Below are 13,879 nucleotides of genomic sequence, written 5' to 3' on the forward strand. Positions count from 1 at the left end.
TCGCGCCACGGGCATACGGTCGCGGTGTCATCATGATTCCTCGACGGAGGCGGTGCCGAGATCCCAAGGCCGAACGATCGCGAGCTCCCCACGCCGCGGCGGGTGCAGGGCACGTACTACACGCTGATGCTGGGCAACACGCTTGCCGCATCGTTCATCTGGGGTGTGAACACGCTCTTCCTGCTCGACGCGGGCCTGTCGAACCTCGAGGCCTTCTCGGCGAACGCCTTCTTCACCGCCGGCATGCTCATCTTCGAGATCCCGACGGGTGTCGTCGCCGACACGGTGGGGCGCCGGGCGTCCTACCTGCTCGGCACCGTGACGCTGGCGGCGACGACCATCCTGTACTGGTTGCTGTGGGTGTGGAAGTCGCCCTTCTGGGCCTGGGCTGTCGTGTCGGTGCTGCTCGGGCTGGGCTTCACGTTCTTCTCCGGCGCCGTCGATGCCTGGCTCGTCGACGCGCTGAAGGCGACCGGCTACCAGGGCAGCCTCGAAGCGGTGTTCGGCCGCGCGCAGATCGTCGGCGGCGCAGCGATGCTCTCGGGTTCGGTGCTCGGCGGCATCGTCGCGCAGGCGACCAACCTCGGCGTGCCGTTCGTGATCCGGGGAGCCATCCTGCTCCTCATGCTGGTGGTCGCCGCCCTGCTCATGCGCGATCTCGGCTTCACCCCCGATCGCAGTGAGAGCCCGCTGCGCGCGACGCGAACCGTCTTCCGGGCCTCTGTTCGCTACGGGCTCGGCGATCCGCCCGTGCGCTGGCTCATGCTCACGAGTCCCTTCACCGCGGGCGTCGGCATCTACGTGTTCTACGCGTTGCAGCCGTATCTGCTGGAGCTGTGGGGCGATGAGGAGGCGTACACGGTCGCGGGGCTCGCGGCGGCGCTGGTGTCGGGCGCGGCGATCGTGGGCGGCACGCTCGCACCCCGGGTGCGTCGGCTCTTCCGCCGGCGCACATCGGCCATCATGCTGGCCACGGTCTTGAGCGCTGCCGTCCTCATCGGCCTCGGACTGGTGCGCGACTTCTGGTTCGCCGTCGCGCTGGTCGCGCTCTGGGGCATCGCCTCATCGATCGACGACCCCGTGCATCGCGCCTACCTCAACGACATGATCCCGTCCCAGCAGCGCGCGACCGTGCTCTCGTTCGACTCGCTCATGGGGTCGGCGGGCGGCGTCGTCTTCCAGCCCGCGCTCGGGCGGGCAGCGGATGTCGGCGGCTACGGCGCGTCCATGGTCTGGAGCGGTGTCATCTCTGCGGTGGCCGTCCCCTTCATCCTGCTGAGCCGGGCGCAGCGAGCCCCGGCCGACACGGCTCGCGAGGTCACCGCCCCGGGCGACGCGTAGGGTGCGGCCGCGCACTCCGGAAGGCATCACATGGAATTCATCGCCGAGCAGCCGCTCGACGACGGTGTCACCGAGCGCGAGTTCGCGCTCACCGGGATTCCGGGCATGCTCTGGACTCCGGCATCCGCTTCCCCCACCTCACCCGTCCCGCTCATCCTGCTGGGCCATCCCGGTGGATTGCGGGGCATGTCGCCACGCCTGAGGGCGCGAGCCGCGCACGCGGCAGTTCAGGGCTTCGCAAGTGCGACCATCGAGCTCCCGGGAGCCGGCGGCCGGCCGCGTCTGGAGGAGGTCGACCAAGCGCGCGCCGACCTGCGCCGGGCACTGGATTCCGGCGAGCCGGTCTCACCCGACATCATCGACCGGCTGATCCTCCCGCTTGTCGCGGCGGCGGTGCCGGAGTGGCGGACGACCTTGGACGCCCTGCTCGGCCTGCCGGAGATCGCCGGGCCGGTCGGCTACTCGGGCGGTGTGATCGCCATCGGCGTCCGGCTCGCGGCTGTCGAGCCGCGCCTCGTCGCCGCAGGCCTCTTCGCGGGCAGCTTCGTGCCGGCGTCGATCCGGGAGGAGGCCCGGCAGATCACCATCCCGCTGCACGTGCTTCTGCAGTGGGATGACGAGGGGAACGACCGGCAGATGGCCCTGGACCTGTTCGACGCATTCGGGTCCTCAGAGAAGACGCTGCAGGCCAATATGGGCGGGCACACGGGGGTCCCGTCCTACGCCGGGGAGGACGCGGCCCGGTTCTTCGCGCGGCACCTCAGGAGAGCGCGCTGAGAAATGGCGCGTGCGTCCCACTGTCGGGCGGCCCGGTTCGGGTGGATCATGCGGCGCCGCCGTGCTCGGACGGGGCGGTCGCAGCGGACGGGGCGGTCGCCCGGAAGGCCGCCACAGCGTCTTCGACGGTCGGATAGATGTGGGCGTTGTCGAACGACCGGAGCGTGCGATACGCGCGCAGATCGCCCATGAGCTCGGGGTCGACCGCGGCCAGCGCGAAGACACGTCGGTCCTCGTGCAGCGCCTTGATCAGATCAGCGAGGTCGAGGCTTGCGGAGTAGTCGATGTCGCCGATCGAGGAGCAGTCCAGCACGAGCCAGCGGACCGGTGAGGGTGCCTCGGCGATGAGCTTCTGGATGTCGCCGACGAACAGACTCGCGTTGGCGTAGAAGAGCCGCGCATCGAATCGGAAGACGATGAGTCCGGGCAGACTCTCGGTTCCCGGGGCGGCGGGGATGTAGGTCGGCGACCCGGCCTTGTCGACACCGACGAGGAAGTCCCGGGGCGAGTAGGCGCGGCGGACCAGTTCGAGGATCGACAGGACGATGGCGAGGATGATGCCCTGCTCCACGCCCCAGCCGAAGACCACGATCGCCGTGGCGCAGGCGATGAGGAACTCACTGACGCGGGCGGCGCGGATGCGGGCGAGACCCTTGAAGTCGACCAGCCCCAGTCCGATGAGGAAGACGATGGCGCCCAGCACTGCGACCGGCATGTTCGTGAGGTACGGGGTGAGGAACAGCACGACGATCAGTACGACGACCGACATGGTGATGTTGGCCATCTGACTGCGCCCGCGCTGCTCGTCGAGGATCTCCGTCTTGGTGGGGCTGCCGTTCACGACGAAGGTGCCGGTCAGGCCCGCGGCGAAGTTGGCGCCGGCCAGTCCGACGATGTCCCTGTTGATGTCGACGTGCTGGCCGTGCTTCATCGCGAAGCTGCGCGATGTCGCGGCGCTCTGCGCGATGATCAGGAAGAAGCACGACAGAGCGACGCCGATGACCGCCGGTATGTCGCCGAGGCTGATTCCCGCCGGGAGCCCGACCGGCGGGAGGCCGCCCTGCACCGGGCCGATCACAGCGACGCCGAGCCGGGTGGGCGCTGCCACCACGTTGCTGACGATGATCGAGAGCACGACGGCGATCACGGCACCCGGGATCTTGCGGCTGATCAGCTTGCAGCCGGCGATGATGGCCAGCGTTCCCGCCGCGAACAGCACCGTCCAGATGTTCGCCTCGAGGACGTGGGTGATCGTGTACCACTGCTGTTCGAACCAGTTGCCTTTGCCCTTGGGAATGCCGAGCATGTCGGGAATCTGCCCGGTGAGCACCTGGATGCCCACGCCGGTCAGGAATCCGATGAGCACAGTGGCGCTGAGGAAGTCCCCGAGGAATCCGAGCCTCAGCAGTCGCGCTAGCACCAGGAGACCACCGCAGACGAGGGCGACCAGGCTCGTCCAGGCGACCCACTCGGCCGTGTTGGGCGACAGGCCGGCGATGCCGATGCCGGCGAGGCCCGCCGCCAGGATGGCGGCGGTCGCGGAGTCTGCGCCGACCACGAGCAGCCGTGACGACCCCAGGAGCGCGAACAGTAGCGTCGGGAAGATGATGGTGTACAGACCGGTGATGACCGGCGTCTGCGCGATCGAGGTGTAGCCCATCACCTCCGGGATGGCGATCGCTGCCAGCGTGACGCCGGCGATGAGGTCCGTCGGGAACCACGATCGTCGGTAGTCGCGGATCCATGACGGCACGATTTTGGAGAGAGCGGCCATTGTCAGCCCTGCCTTTCGGCGTTGCGAGGTATCGCGACGCACTGACCCCGCGACCTGGGTGCACCGTATTGCCTGCGTGCCGACCGCGGCAACAGTGCGATGAGACCCGGAGGGTTGACACCTCCCCCGGGCGACGCCATTCTGGCCTCGAACCTCGCCACGTCGTCCCAGCCCGCTGCGCTCGACAAGGGCGGGGTGCGCCCGCAGGGGGCCCGGGACGGAGGCTACGAGATGCTGCACCACCGCGAGAACATCCGTGACGAGCTCCTCGACGAGGTCTTCGCGTCGAGCGACCTGTCGGTGTCGATGCCGAAGTACCGGATTCCCGAGAAGGAGCATCTGCCCCATCACGCCTATCAGGTCGTCTCCGACGAACTGATGATGGACGGGAACTCACGCCAGAATCTCGCCACCTTCTGTCAGACGTGGCTCGAGCCCGAGGTTCGTCAGTTGATGGCGGAGTCGCTCGACAAGAACATGGTCGACAAGGACGAGTACCCGCAGACGGCAAAGATCGAGGAGCGCTGCGTGCACATCCTCGCGGGGCTGTGGAACTCGCCCGACGCCGCGAACACGATGGGCACGTCGACCACCGGTTCGAGCGAAGCGGCCATGCTCGGCGGCATGGCGCTCCTGTGGAACTGGCGCAAGCGGCGCAGGGCCGACGGCAAGCCGACCGACCAGCCGAACCTGATCACCGGCCCCGTCCAGGTCTGCTGGCACAAGTTCGCCCGGTACTGGGACGTCGAGCTGCGCGAGATCCCCATGGAGGGCGACCGCTTCCTCATGACCCCCGAGGAGGTGGTGAAGCGCGTCGACGAGAACACGATCGGCGTTGTCCCCACCCTCGGCGTCACATTCACGGGCGGTTACGAGCCGGTGCAGGCGGTGAGCGAGGCGCTCGATCGGCTGCAGAAGGAGAACGGCCTCGACATCCCGATCCACGTCGACGGCGCCAGCGGCGGCTTCCTCGCGCCCTTCACCGCTCCGCACATCGTCTGGGACTTCCGCCTTCCGCGCGTCAAGTCGATCAACACCTCAGGCCACAAGTTCGGCCTGGCGCCGCTGGGGGTGGGCTGGGTCGTTTGGCGGGATGCTGCGGACCTGCCGGAAGAACTCGTCTTCAACGTGAACTACCTGGGTGGCAACATGCCGACGTTCGCGCTGAACTTCTCGCGGCCCGGCGGACAGATCGTGGTGCAGTACTACAACTTCCTCCGGCTCGGCCGCGAGGGTTACCGCAAGGTGCAGCAGTCCTGCTACGACACCGCGATGTACCTCGCCGCCGAGATCGACAAGCTCGGGCACTTCGACATCATCAACGGGGGCACCCCTCAGGAGGGCATCCCGGCGGTCTCGTGGAAGCTGAAGGACGGGGTCGACCACGGCTTCACCCTGTTCGACCTGGCAGACCGCCTGCGCACGCGAGGCTGGCAGGTTCCGGCGTACACGATGCCCCCGAACCGCGAGGATCTGCCCATTCAGCGCATTCTCGTGCGCGTCGGCTTCAGCCGGGACGAGGCGTCCCTCCTGATGGACGACTACCGCGACGCCATCGCGCACTTCGACAAGCACCCGATCTCCGTCCCCATGACGGAGGAGGAAGCCGGCGCCTTCCACCACTGACGCGGATCCCCGATGGGGTGCGCAATCCGGGTGATCCGACCGCGACCCCTCGCTCGCGTGCGAGGGTGGAGGCAGGGCCAGTGACTAGCGGTCGGAGTCACTCGGCTGTAGCCCGTTCCACGGCGAGTCGCAACCCCAAGCGGAAATGCCCGTCACGCGGGTAGAAATAGGCGCGTGAAGAGGGTGATTTACGCGGGAAGCGAATTCGTGACCGGGGACGACATCGCCTCAGCTCTGCTGTACTGCAGTCAGGCGCTCGCCGAGGCGGGAGTGGCGGAGACGGTTTCGGTGCCGACGAGGGAACAGGACGGATCCATCGGGCGGATCATGGTGCTCATCGGCCCGGCGAGCCAGATCGTCGCGCGAGATGTGGAGGTCGACGGAGAGGAGCTCGTCGACACGACGGCCGTGGCTCGGCTCAGTGCCATCCAGCGCCGGCTGCGACCCGTCGCGACGTTCGACAGCGGTACGCCCGACGACAACAACTGGGACACCGACCTCTGAACAACGCCCCAGCGGTCGCGGCGCCGCGGTGCTCATCGAGGAAACCGGAGCAGACGATGAACGACAGCACGCCGGCCGTGGTGACGCGGTCGAATCGCGGCCAGTGGGAGAACCACGTGGAGGGGCATCCCGAACTGTCCCAGAGCTTCTCCAGCAAGGAGGAGGCGGTGGATGCCGGTCGCGGGGTCGCCGATGAGCTCGGAGTGCATCACGTGGTGCAGGATTCCGAACCCACCGGAGCGATCACCGACGAGCAGGAGTGACGCGAAGTCATCTGAAGTCCCGCGCGCGATGCTGTACGCCGATGCGGAGGTCTTCGAACCTGTCGGCGAGGAGGTTCGTCACCCCTTCGGCCGAGCGCTCCAGGATGCCGCGGGCGATGAGAGCCGGAGAATCGCGCACCACCCGGCGATAGCGGTTCCAGACCCCCAGTGAGCACACGATGTTCACGAGCCCCTGCTCGTCCTCGAGGTTGAGGAAGGTGATTCCGGATGCCGTCGCCGGCCGCTGCCGGTGGGTCACGAGGCCTGCGACCTCGACGCGGCGGCCGACATCGTGGCTGCGCAGTTCGCGGGAAGTCAGGACCCCGCGGGCGTCGAGCGCGGAGCGGTAGTGGGTGATCGGGTGATCATCGGTCGAGATGCCCGTCGCCCACAGGTCGGCCGCGAGCCGCTCGTAGCTGGTGGGATCGGCGAACAGCGGCGGCTGCACCGCGATGAGGGAGTCGGGCAGGAACTCGGGGCGGTCCTGCGCCGCCGACCCGGCCAGCCAGATCCCCTCCCGCCGGCTGAGACCGAGGCACTCGAACGCACCCGCGGTGGCGAGCGCCTCGACCTGCACGGCGGTGATGCTGGTGCGTCGCACGAGATCCCGCAGGTCGCGGAACGCACCCTCGGCTTCGCGTGCAGCGACGATGCGCTCTGCGACCGTCGCGCCGATCCCCTTCACGCCGGCGAGACCCAGCCGCACCGCGAATCGCTCGTCGCGGCGATGCGCCGCCGACTCGTCGGGCGCATCGATGTTGAAGAGCCCGACCGGCGGCTGGTGGCGCTCCAGGCAGGAGTCGAGGCCGGTGAACCGGGGCCCCTGCTCCCCCGCGGTGAGATCAGGCGATAGCGGCCGCGTGGTGGGGTCGAGGAGGCCGTCGACCGGCTCGAGGACGGCCTCCACGCCCGACAGGTGCAGGTCGGGGCGGCGCACTTCGACGCCGTGGCGGCGCGCGTCGGCGACAAGGGTCGCGGGCGAGTAGAACCCCATCGGCTGAGCCCGCAGCAGCCCGGCGAGGAACGCGCCCGGATAGTGCAGCTTGATCCACGAGCTCGCGTACACGAGCAGCGCGAACGACAGCGAGTGCGACTCGGCGAAGCCGAAGTTCGCGAACGCCTGGATCTTGGCGTAGATCGCATCGGCTTCCTCGCCGACGAGCCCGTTCTGGGCCATGCCGGCGAACAGCTTCTCTTTCAGCGAGTCGATGCGCTCGATCCCGCGCTTGGAGCCCATCGCCCGGCGCAGCAGATCGGCGTCCTCCCCCGTGAGCCCGCCGACGGCCATGCCCATCTGCATGAGCTGCTCCTGGAACACCGGGATGCCGAGCGTGCGCTCCAGCACCGGCACGAGCTTCGGGTGGGCGTAGGTGATCTCCTCCTGCCCGAGCTTGCGCTTGACGAACGGATGCACCGCCCCGCCCTGGATAGGACCGGGCCGGATGAGCGCGATCTCGATGACCAGGTCGTAGAACCGTCGCGGCTGCAGGCGTGGGAGGAGGCCGATCTGTGCGCGCGACTCGACCTGGAAGACCCCGATCGAGTCGGCCCTGCACAGCATGTCGTAGACCGCCTTCTCTTCCTTGGGGATCGTCGACAGCTCCCAGTCCTCCCCCGTCGAGGCGCGGATCATGTCGAAGCAGTACTGCAGGGCCGCCAGCATCCCGAGGCCCAGCAGGTCGAACTTCACCAGCCCCATCCAGGCGGCGTCGTCTTTGTCCCACTGGATCACCGTGCGGTTCTCCATGCGGGCGTGCTCGATCGGCACGACCTCGCCGACGGGCCGGTCGGTGAGCACCATGCCGCCGGAGTGGATGCCGAGATGCCTCGGCGCCTTGAGCAGCTCGGCTGCGAACTCCAGCACCTGATCGGGGATGTCGTGACCCGCGCCCGTCTCGAGGAGCGCACCCCAGCCCTCGATCTGCTTCGACCAGGCGTCCTGCTGACCGGGCGAATGCCCGAGCGCCTTGGCCATGTCGCGCACGGCGTTCTTGGGCCGGTACTGGATCACGTTCGCGACCTGGGCCGCGCGGTCGCGCCCGTACTCCTGGTAGACCCACTGGATGATCTCCTCGCGACGATCCGAGTCGAAGTCGACGTCGATGTCGGGTTCCTCTTCGCGCAGGCTCGACAGGAACCGCTCGAAGGGCAGGTCGTACGCGATGGCGTCGACGGCCGTGATGTCGAGCAGGTAGCAGATCGCACTGTTGGCCGCGGATCCACGACCTTGGCACAGGATGCCGCGCCGCCGCGCCTCCTGCACGATCCCGTGGACGATGAGGAAGTAGCCGGGAAAATCCTTCCGCTCGATCACGCCGAGCTCCTTCTCGATGCGGGACCGGTTCTCCTCCGACAGATCCGGATACTTGCGCGGCACCGCATCCCACACGAGCTTTCGCAGCCAGGACATCGGCGTGTGCCCCTCGGGGACCTTCTGCTTCGGAAGTGCGGGCTTCGCCCTGCGAAGCGGAAAGGCGAGTTCGTCGGCGAGCGTCACGGTGCGGGCCACGGCATCGGGGAACCGCACGAACCGCTCGGCCATCTCGGCGCCCGACCGCAGGTGCGCGCCGGCATGCGCGGGCAGCCAGCCGTCGAGCTCGTCCAGGCCCCGGTTCGCCCGCACCGCCGCGACCGCCGCGGCGAGGAGCTGCCGCTTCGGCACGGCGTAGTGCACGTTGTTGGTCGCGAGGAGCGGGAGCCCCCGCTCCCGCGCGAGCCCGGCCAGCACGTCGTTGTCGCGTGTGTCGAGCGGATTGCCGTGATCGATGAGTTCGACGTTCACGGCTTCGCGTCCGAACAGCGTCACCAGGCGGTCGAGCTCACGGGCCGCGGCATCCGCCCCGGCCGTGCCGGGCGCGGAGGCGAGCGCACGGCGCACGGCGCCCTTGCGGCATCCCGTGAGCACGGCCCAGTGCTCGCCGGCCTGTGCCGCGAGCTCCTCGAGGTCGTAGACCGGCCGGCCTTTCTCCTCTCCCTGCAGCTGCGCGTGGGTGATCGCCCCCGCCAGCCGGTGGTACCCCTCCTCGCCGCGGGCGAGCACCAGCAGGTGCGCGCCCGCCGGATCGGCTTCGCCGTTCTGCGGCTTCGGCAGCCCGAGCGACAGCTCGGCGCCGAACACCGTCTGCAGGTGCAGTGCCTCGGCCGCCTCCGCGAACCGCACGATGCCGTAGAAGCCGTCGTGGTCGGTGATCGCGAGGGCGTGCAGTCCCAGGCGTTCGGCCTCTTCGGCGAGCTCCTCCGGCGAGGACGCCCCGTCGAGGAAGGAGTACGACGAGTGCGCGTGCAGCTCTGCGTACGGGATGGCATCGGCCGGCCGCGGAATCTCGGGCGCGACGTACGGCCCGCGCTTGCGCGACCACGCCGGGCTGTCGCCGCCGTCGGCGCCGACCGGGACCGCATCGGGCCGGCGGCGACCGCTCAGCACGCGCTCCATCTCAGACCACGGAACGCCCGGATTGTTGAATCCCATCAGCAACCCCGGCTTCTCGTCGGTCCGAGGCGTTTCGTCTCGTCGCTGCGCTCCTCGCCCAACGACCGGAGCTCAGTCATAGCTGGCCTCCGCGGTCCAGACATCGCCGTCGCACACCAGCAGCCAGGCGGCGCCGTCGGCGTCGACGACCTGGAACCGGTAGGCACGACGCGAGCGCGCGGCATCCCATCCCCGCTCGACCACAGGCCATGGCCCCGCCCAGGCCTCGATCGGGCGCCGACGCCCGCTCTCGATGAAGAACGCGGGCACGGCCGACACGTTGCCCCGTTGGTCGACGTCGACGAGCTCACCGCCGAGCGCCCGCACATCGACCGGCACCGGGTCGGCGAACACCGTCGCCGGCAGCGGATCGGGAAGGCTTCCCGGCCACGGCCGCGCGCGCTGAGCCGCCAGGCCCCCGCCGCCGTTCGCCTGCCGATCGCGCTCGTCGCGGTCGCCCCAGGGCACGAGCACCTGACGCTCGGCCAGCCATCTGCCGCCGCCGATCGCCGGGGTCAGCACGCCGCGATGCCCCAGCATCGCCTGCACGCGGGACAGCGCATGGTGCACCCGCTCCTCAGGGCCGCCGCCGAACAGCGCCGGAGCGTGATGGGATGCCGCATCCACCGCTTCCGGCGAGATCCGCACCAGCGCGACACCGCTGCGCAGTCCGCGCCCGGTGGTGTCGCCCGTGCCCACCTCCTCCGCGAGCTGCCACCGGACCCGGTCGACGACCGCCGCCGCGTCGAACGATCCGGGATGCAGCCACACCCGCTCGCTGCGCTCACCCCGGTCGCCGACGAGTTCGACCCGCAGCTCGGTGCACACGAGGTCCACCGCGCCGAGTACGGCCACGAAGTCGTCAGCGGTGACACGCATCGCGAACGCCACCTGGTCGGCGATCTCGAGCGGAGGCTCGAACGCCACCTCCCGCTGCAGCTCGGGCGGCGGCGTGCGTGGCTGCACCGGCCGCGAGTCGTACCCGGCGGCGAGCGCGTGGAACCGGACGCCCCGCTCGCCGAAACGCTCGCGCACGCGATCTGCCTCCATCGCGGCGAAGCCCCCCAGGGTCTGCACACCCAGACGCGCGAGAAGCCCCACCAGATCGGCGGCCTCCTTCGCGCCCGCCGCGCCGGCGCCCAGCATCGCCGACGCCTCGAGCGCCGAGACCGGCAGCGGCGCGAGGAACCCCGCTGCTCCCCCGGTGGGCACGACGAAGACCGGCTCGCCCCTGCGGGTGCCGTCGCGCGCCGCCTGCTCCGCGGTGAACGGCCCGTCGGCGACCCCCGCGCGGACGTCGTCGAATCCCTCCTCGGCCAGCGCCCCGATCAGCATGCGGGCGGCCTCGCTCTCGCCCCCGTAGTACCGTGCCGGACCACGGGCGCGCAGCGCGCACAGTCCGGGGCGCACCAGCTGCACGCCGGGAGCCCGCTCCTCGACCAGCGACACGACCGGGGCGAATGCGCGATGATCGCGCGCTGCATCCGCATTCACCAGTGTCAGCCCGGGGCACCGCGCCTGCGCGTCGCGGCGGCGCTGACCGCGGCGCACCCCCTCCGTCCGAGCGGATGCGGAGCACGCGACGACGAGATTGCGTTCCACGACGGCGACCGGATGCTGGGCCCCGCGCCCTGCGGCGGACCGCTCGCCGATCGGATCCGGTGCCGAGCCCGGGCGCTCCGCGACGACTCGGCCGGCTCCCTCCTCCTCCGCGACCGAGCCCGCCTCCCGCAGGAGAGCCGTGACCGGCCAGTCAGGGAACCACAGCACGAGGCTCCGGACGGGTGCTCCCGCCGTCATGTCACCCCACCGCCCTCGCGGGAAGCGGCAAGGACTCCTCTGACTGAGGCAGTGCCTCTACGCGGCGCATGCGCTCGGGTGCGGCCGACACGTGACCCGCGGCATCCGGAAGCATCACGCGAGCACGCCGCGATCTGGGCCACCGCCGGCTCGACGACGTGAGCGTCACGGCGCGGCCGGAGAGATACCCGTGCCCGCGGCCGACGCCCTCCCATGTCGGCTCCCCCGCCTCGAGCACCGCCTCCGCCTGCGGCCATGGGCCCTGCACGAGGAGCACGGCTCCGCGATCGCGCAAGCGCGCGGCCAGACGCGAGAGCTCGCCGTCTGCGGCCCTGCCGGAGGGACGCACCGCGACCACCGGCAGCACCTCGGCGACCGTCGAAGTCACCGCCAGCCAGCGCGCACCGGGATCCGGGATGAGCACGAGCCGCGACAGATCGACCCCCAGCGCCTCTGCCGCCTCGGCGCCGAGCCGCGGCATCCCGATCACTCCGCACCAGGACCCGGACTGGGACGGCTGGGCCAGCAGCGCGAGCAGCAACGACGTCGACCGGGGCAGGGAGTACGCCGCGCCGGGCCGCAGACCGCCCCCGGGGAGCAGGGATGCGAGGGCGGGATGCACCGGCAGCACCGGCGCGTCGAGCCGGCGCCCTTGCACCCGCTCGAGCTGTGCACGCAGCTGTGCGACGGTGCCTGCCTGCCCGATGGTGTTCGCTGCCGAACCGGCGGACCGCCGGCCCACCGCCTCGATGACGCTGGAGCCCCCGCCTGCCGGAGTCGTTCCGGCCGGCTCGTGCACGTGTTGAGCAGTGAGCTGCACGATCGCCCTCATTCCCACAGACTAGAACAGATGTTCTATCATCTCAATCCGAGAAGTCGAGAGTACCGCCAGGTTCCGACAATTATGTTCGAGCCGAACCCGTCCTGCGGTACTCGACCCCCGACGTGTAGCCTCTGGTCTCATGAGCGACTCCCGGATTCCCAGGCGGGCCTACGAGCAGGAGCTCCGTCGTCTGCAGGCCCGGCTGGTCGACATGCAGGCGTGGGTGCAGGCCAGCGGAGCGCGCATCGTCGTGATCTTCGAAGGGCGCGACGCCGCAGGAAAGGGCTCGACGATCAAGCGGGTGTCGGAATACCTCAACCCGCGAGTCACACGCACCGTCGCGCTCCCCACTCCGACCGAGCGCGAACGGAGCCAGTGGTACTTCCAGCGCTATGTGCCTCACCTGCCTGCGGCAGGCGAGATCGTGCTGATGGACCGGTCCTGGTACAACCGCGCGGGCGTCGAGAAGGTCATGGGCTACTGCACGAACGCCGAGTACCACCGCTTCCTTCATCAGGCGCCGATCTTCGAGCGGATGCTCGTCGAAGACGGCATCGTTCTGCTGAAGTACTGGTTCAGCGTCTCGCCCGACGAGCAGGAGGCGAGATTCCGCTCACGGGCCGACGATCCGATGCGCCGCTGGAAGCTCAGCCCCAATGACGTGCTGTCGATCACGAAGTGGGAGGACTACTCCCGCGCCAAAGACAGCATGTTCGTGCACACCGACATCCCCGAGGCCCCTTGGTACGAGGTGCCCTCGATCGACAAGCGTCGCAGCCGCATCAACATGATCACCCACCTGCTCTCGCAGATACCGTACGAGGACGTCGAACGCGAGGAGGTCGTCATCCCGCAGCGTCCATCGTCACTGGGGTACGAGCGACCTCCCCGCAACCTCGAGAACTACGTGCCCGACGTCGCCTCCACGCTCCTCGGCGGCGACCACCGCTGACGCGCCAGGCGCTGATGGGGAGAGAGCCCGTCACGCCGCGAGCGCGAGATACGGCTCCCAGCACGGGTCGGTGCGCTCCGTGCCACGGACCGTCCACTGCGCGCCGCGCGGCGGACGCGGGAGGATGCGCAACTCCCAGTCCATCTCCTGCGGGGTGCGGTCGCCCTTCACGTTGTTGCACCGGAGGCAGCACGCCACGAGGTTCTCCCACGAGTCGGCGCCGCCACGCGAGCGCGGCAGCACGTGGTCGATCGTCGACGCGGCCTTGCCGCAGTAGGCGCAGCGGTGGTTGTCACGCCGGAGCACTCCCCGGCGCGTCACGGGCACGTGGCGACCGCCCGGCACCCGCACATAGCGGGTGAGGATGATCACGGCTGGGCGTTCATACGAGCGTCTGGTGCCCCACACCGGATCGGACTCGGAGTGTTCCACCACGGTGGCCTTCTCGTTCATGACGAGCACGAGCGCCCGCTTGAACGACACGACGGCGAGCGGCTCATAGCCCGCGTTCAGCACCAGAGTGCGCATTGATCATCCTCTCGAATGGCCG

The 13,879-nt window shown here is 69.6% G+C and carries 11 protein-coding genes; 6 read left to right on the forward strand and 5 right to left on the reverse strand.

The window, feature by feature from the left end:
- The first annotated feature begins 126 nt into the window (after positions 1-126).
- Positions 127-1,341, forward strand: coding sequence for an MFS transporter (locus tag ACN9MP_RS13025; protein ID WP_426326019.1), 1,215 nt, complete (start codon positions 127-129; stop codon positions 1,339-1,341).
- 30 nt (positions 1,342-1,371) lie between these two features.
- Positions 1,372-2,118 carry an alpha/beta hydrolase gene (locus ACN9MP_RS13030; RefSeq protein WP_426320796.1) on the forward strand — a complete coding sequence of 249 codons (747 nt, stop codon included), beginning with the start codon at positions 1,372-1,374 and terminating at the stop codon, positions 2,116-2,118.
- A 46-nt stretch (positions 2,119-2,164) separates the two neighbouring features.
- On the opposite strand, the gene ACN9MP_RS13035 is transcribed toward ACN9MP_RS13030, so the two are convergent.
- The gene (locus ACN9MP_RS13035; protein ID WP_426320798.1) at positions 2,165-3,892 is read right to left on the reverse strand and encodes a SulP family inorganic anion transporter; all 1,728 of its coding nucleotides are present in this window, start codon (positions 3,890-3,892) and stop codon (positions 2,165-2,167) included.
- Between the two features lie 231 nt (positions 3,893-4,123).
- Here ACN9MP_RS13035 and ACN9MP_RS13040 point away from each other — a divergent pair, with 231 nt between their 5' ends.
- The 3 genes from ACN9MP_RS13040 to ACN9MP_RS13050 all read left to right on the forward strand — a co-directional run bounded on the left by ACN9MP_RS13040 (position 4,124) and on the right by ACN9MP_RS13050 (position 6,285).
- Positions 4,124-5,518, forward strand: coding sequence for a glutamate decarboxylase (locus ACN9MP_RS13040; RefSeq protein WP_426326021.1), 1,395 nt, complete (start codon positions 4,124-4,126; stop codon positions 5,516-5,518).
- A gap of 174 nt (positions 5,519-5,692) precedes the next feature.
- Complete coding sequence (locus tag ACN9MP_RS13045; RefSeq protein ID WP_426320799.1) at positions 5,693-6,022, forward strand: hypothetical protein; 330 nt, start codon at positions 5,693-5,695, stop codon at positions 6,020-6,022.
- Between the two features lie 56 nt (positions 6,023-6,078).
- On the forward strand, positions 6,079-6,285 hold the full coding sequence (locus ACN9MP_RS13050; protein WP_426320800.1) for a DUF2188 domain-containing protein: 207 nt from the start codon (positions 6,079-6,081) through the stop codon (positions 6,283-6,285).
- A 7-nt stretch (positions 6,286-6,292) separates the two neighbouring features.
- On the opposite strand, the gene ACN9MP_RS13055 is transcribed toward ACN9MP_RS13050, so the two are convergent.
- The 3 genes from ACN9MP_RS13055 to ACN9MP_RS13065 all read right to left on the reverse strand — a co-directional run bounded on the left by ACN9MP_RS13055 (position 6,293) and on the right by ACN9MP_RS13065 (position 12,386).
- Positions 6,293-9,754 (reverse strand): error-prone DNA polymerase, encoded by a 3,462-nt coding sequence (locus ACN9MP_RS13055; RefSeq protein WP_426326022.1) that lies wholly within the window; start codon positions 9,752-9,754, stop codon positions 6,293-6,295.
- 72 nt (positions 9,755-9,826) lie between these two features.
- Entirely contained in the window at positions 9,827-11,554 is a 1,728-nt protein-coding gene (locus tag ACN9MP_RS13060; protein ID WP_426320802.1) for a DNA polymerase Y family protein, read from the reverse strand.
- Between the two features lies 1 nt (position 11,555).
- Complete coding sequence (locus ACN9MP_RS13065; protein WP_426320804.1) at positions 11,556-12,386, reverse strand: hypothetical protein; 831 nt, start codon at positions 12,384-12,386, stop codon at positions 11,556-11,558.
- A 130-nt stretch (positions 12,387-12,516) separates the two neighbouring features.
- On the opposite strand from ACN9MP_RS13065, the gene ppk2 reads away from it, so the two are divergent.
- On the forward strand, positions 12,517-13,329 hold the full coding sequence (gene ppk2 / locus ACN9MP_RS13070; protein ID WP_426320806.1) for a polyphosphate kinase 2: 813 nt from the start codon (positions 12,517-12,519) through the stop codon (positions 13,327-13,329).
- A 30-nt stretch (positions 13,330-13,359) separates the two neighbouring features.
- On the opposite strand, the gene ACN9MP_RS13075 is transcribed toward ppk2, so the two are convergent.
- On the reverse strand, positions 13,360-13,857 hold the full coding sequence (locus ACN9MP_RS13075) for an HNH endonuclease (protein WP_426320808.1): 498 nt from the start codon (positions 13,855-13,857) through the stop codon (positions 13,360-13,362).
- Positions 13,858-13,879 lie beyond the last annotated feature (22 nt).

It is taken from the genome of Microbacterium sp. E-13 (assembly GCF_049912955.1).
Classification (GTDB): domain Bacteria; phylum Actinomycetota; class Actinomycetes; order Actinomycetales; family Microbacteriaceae; genus Microbacterium.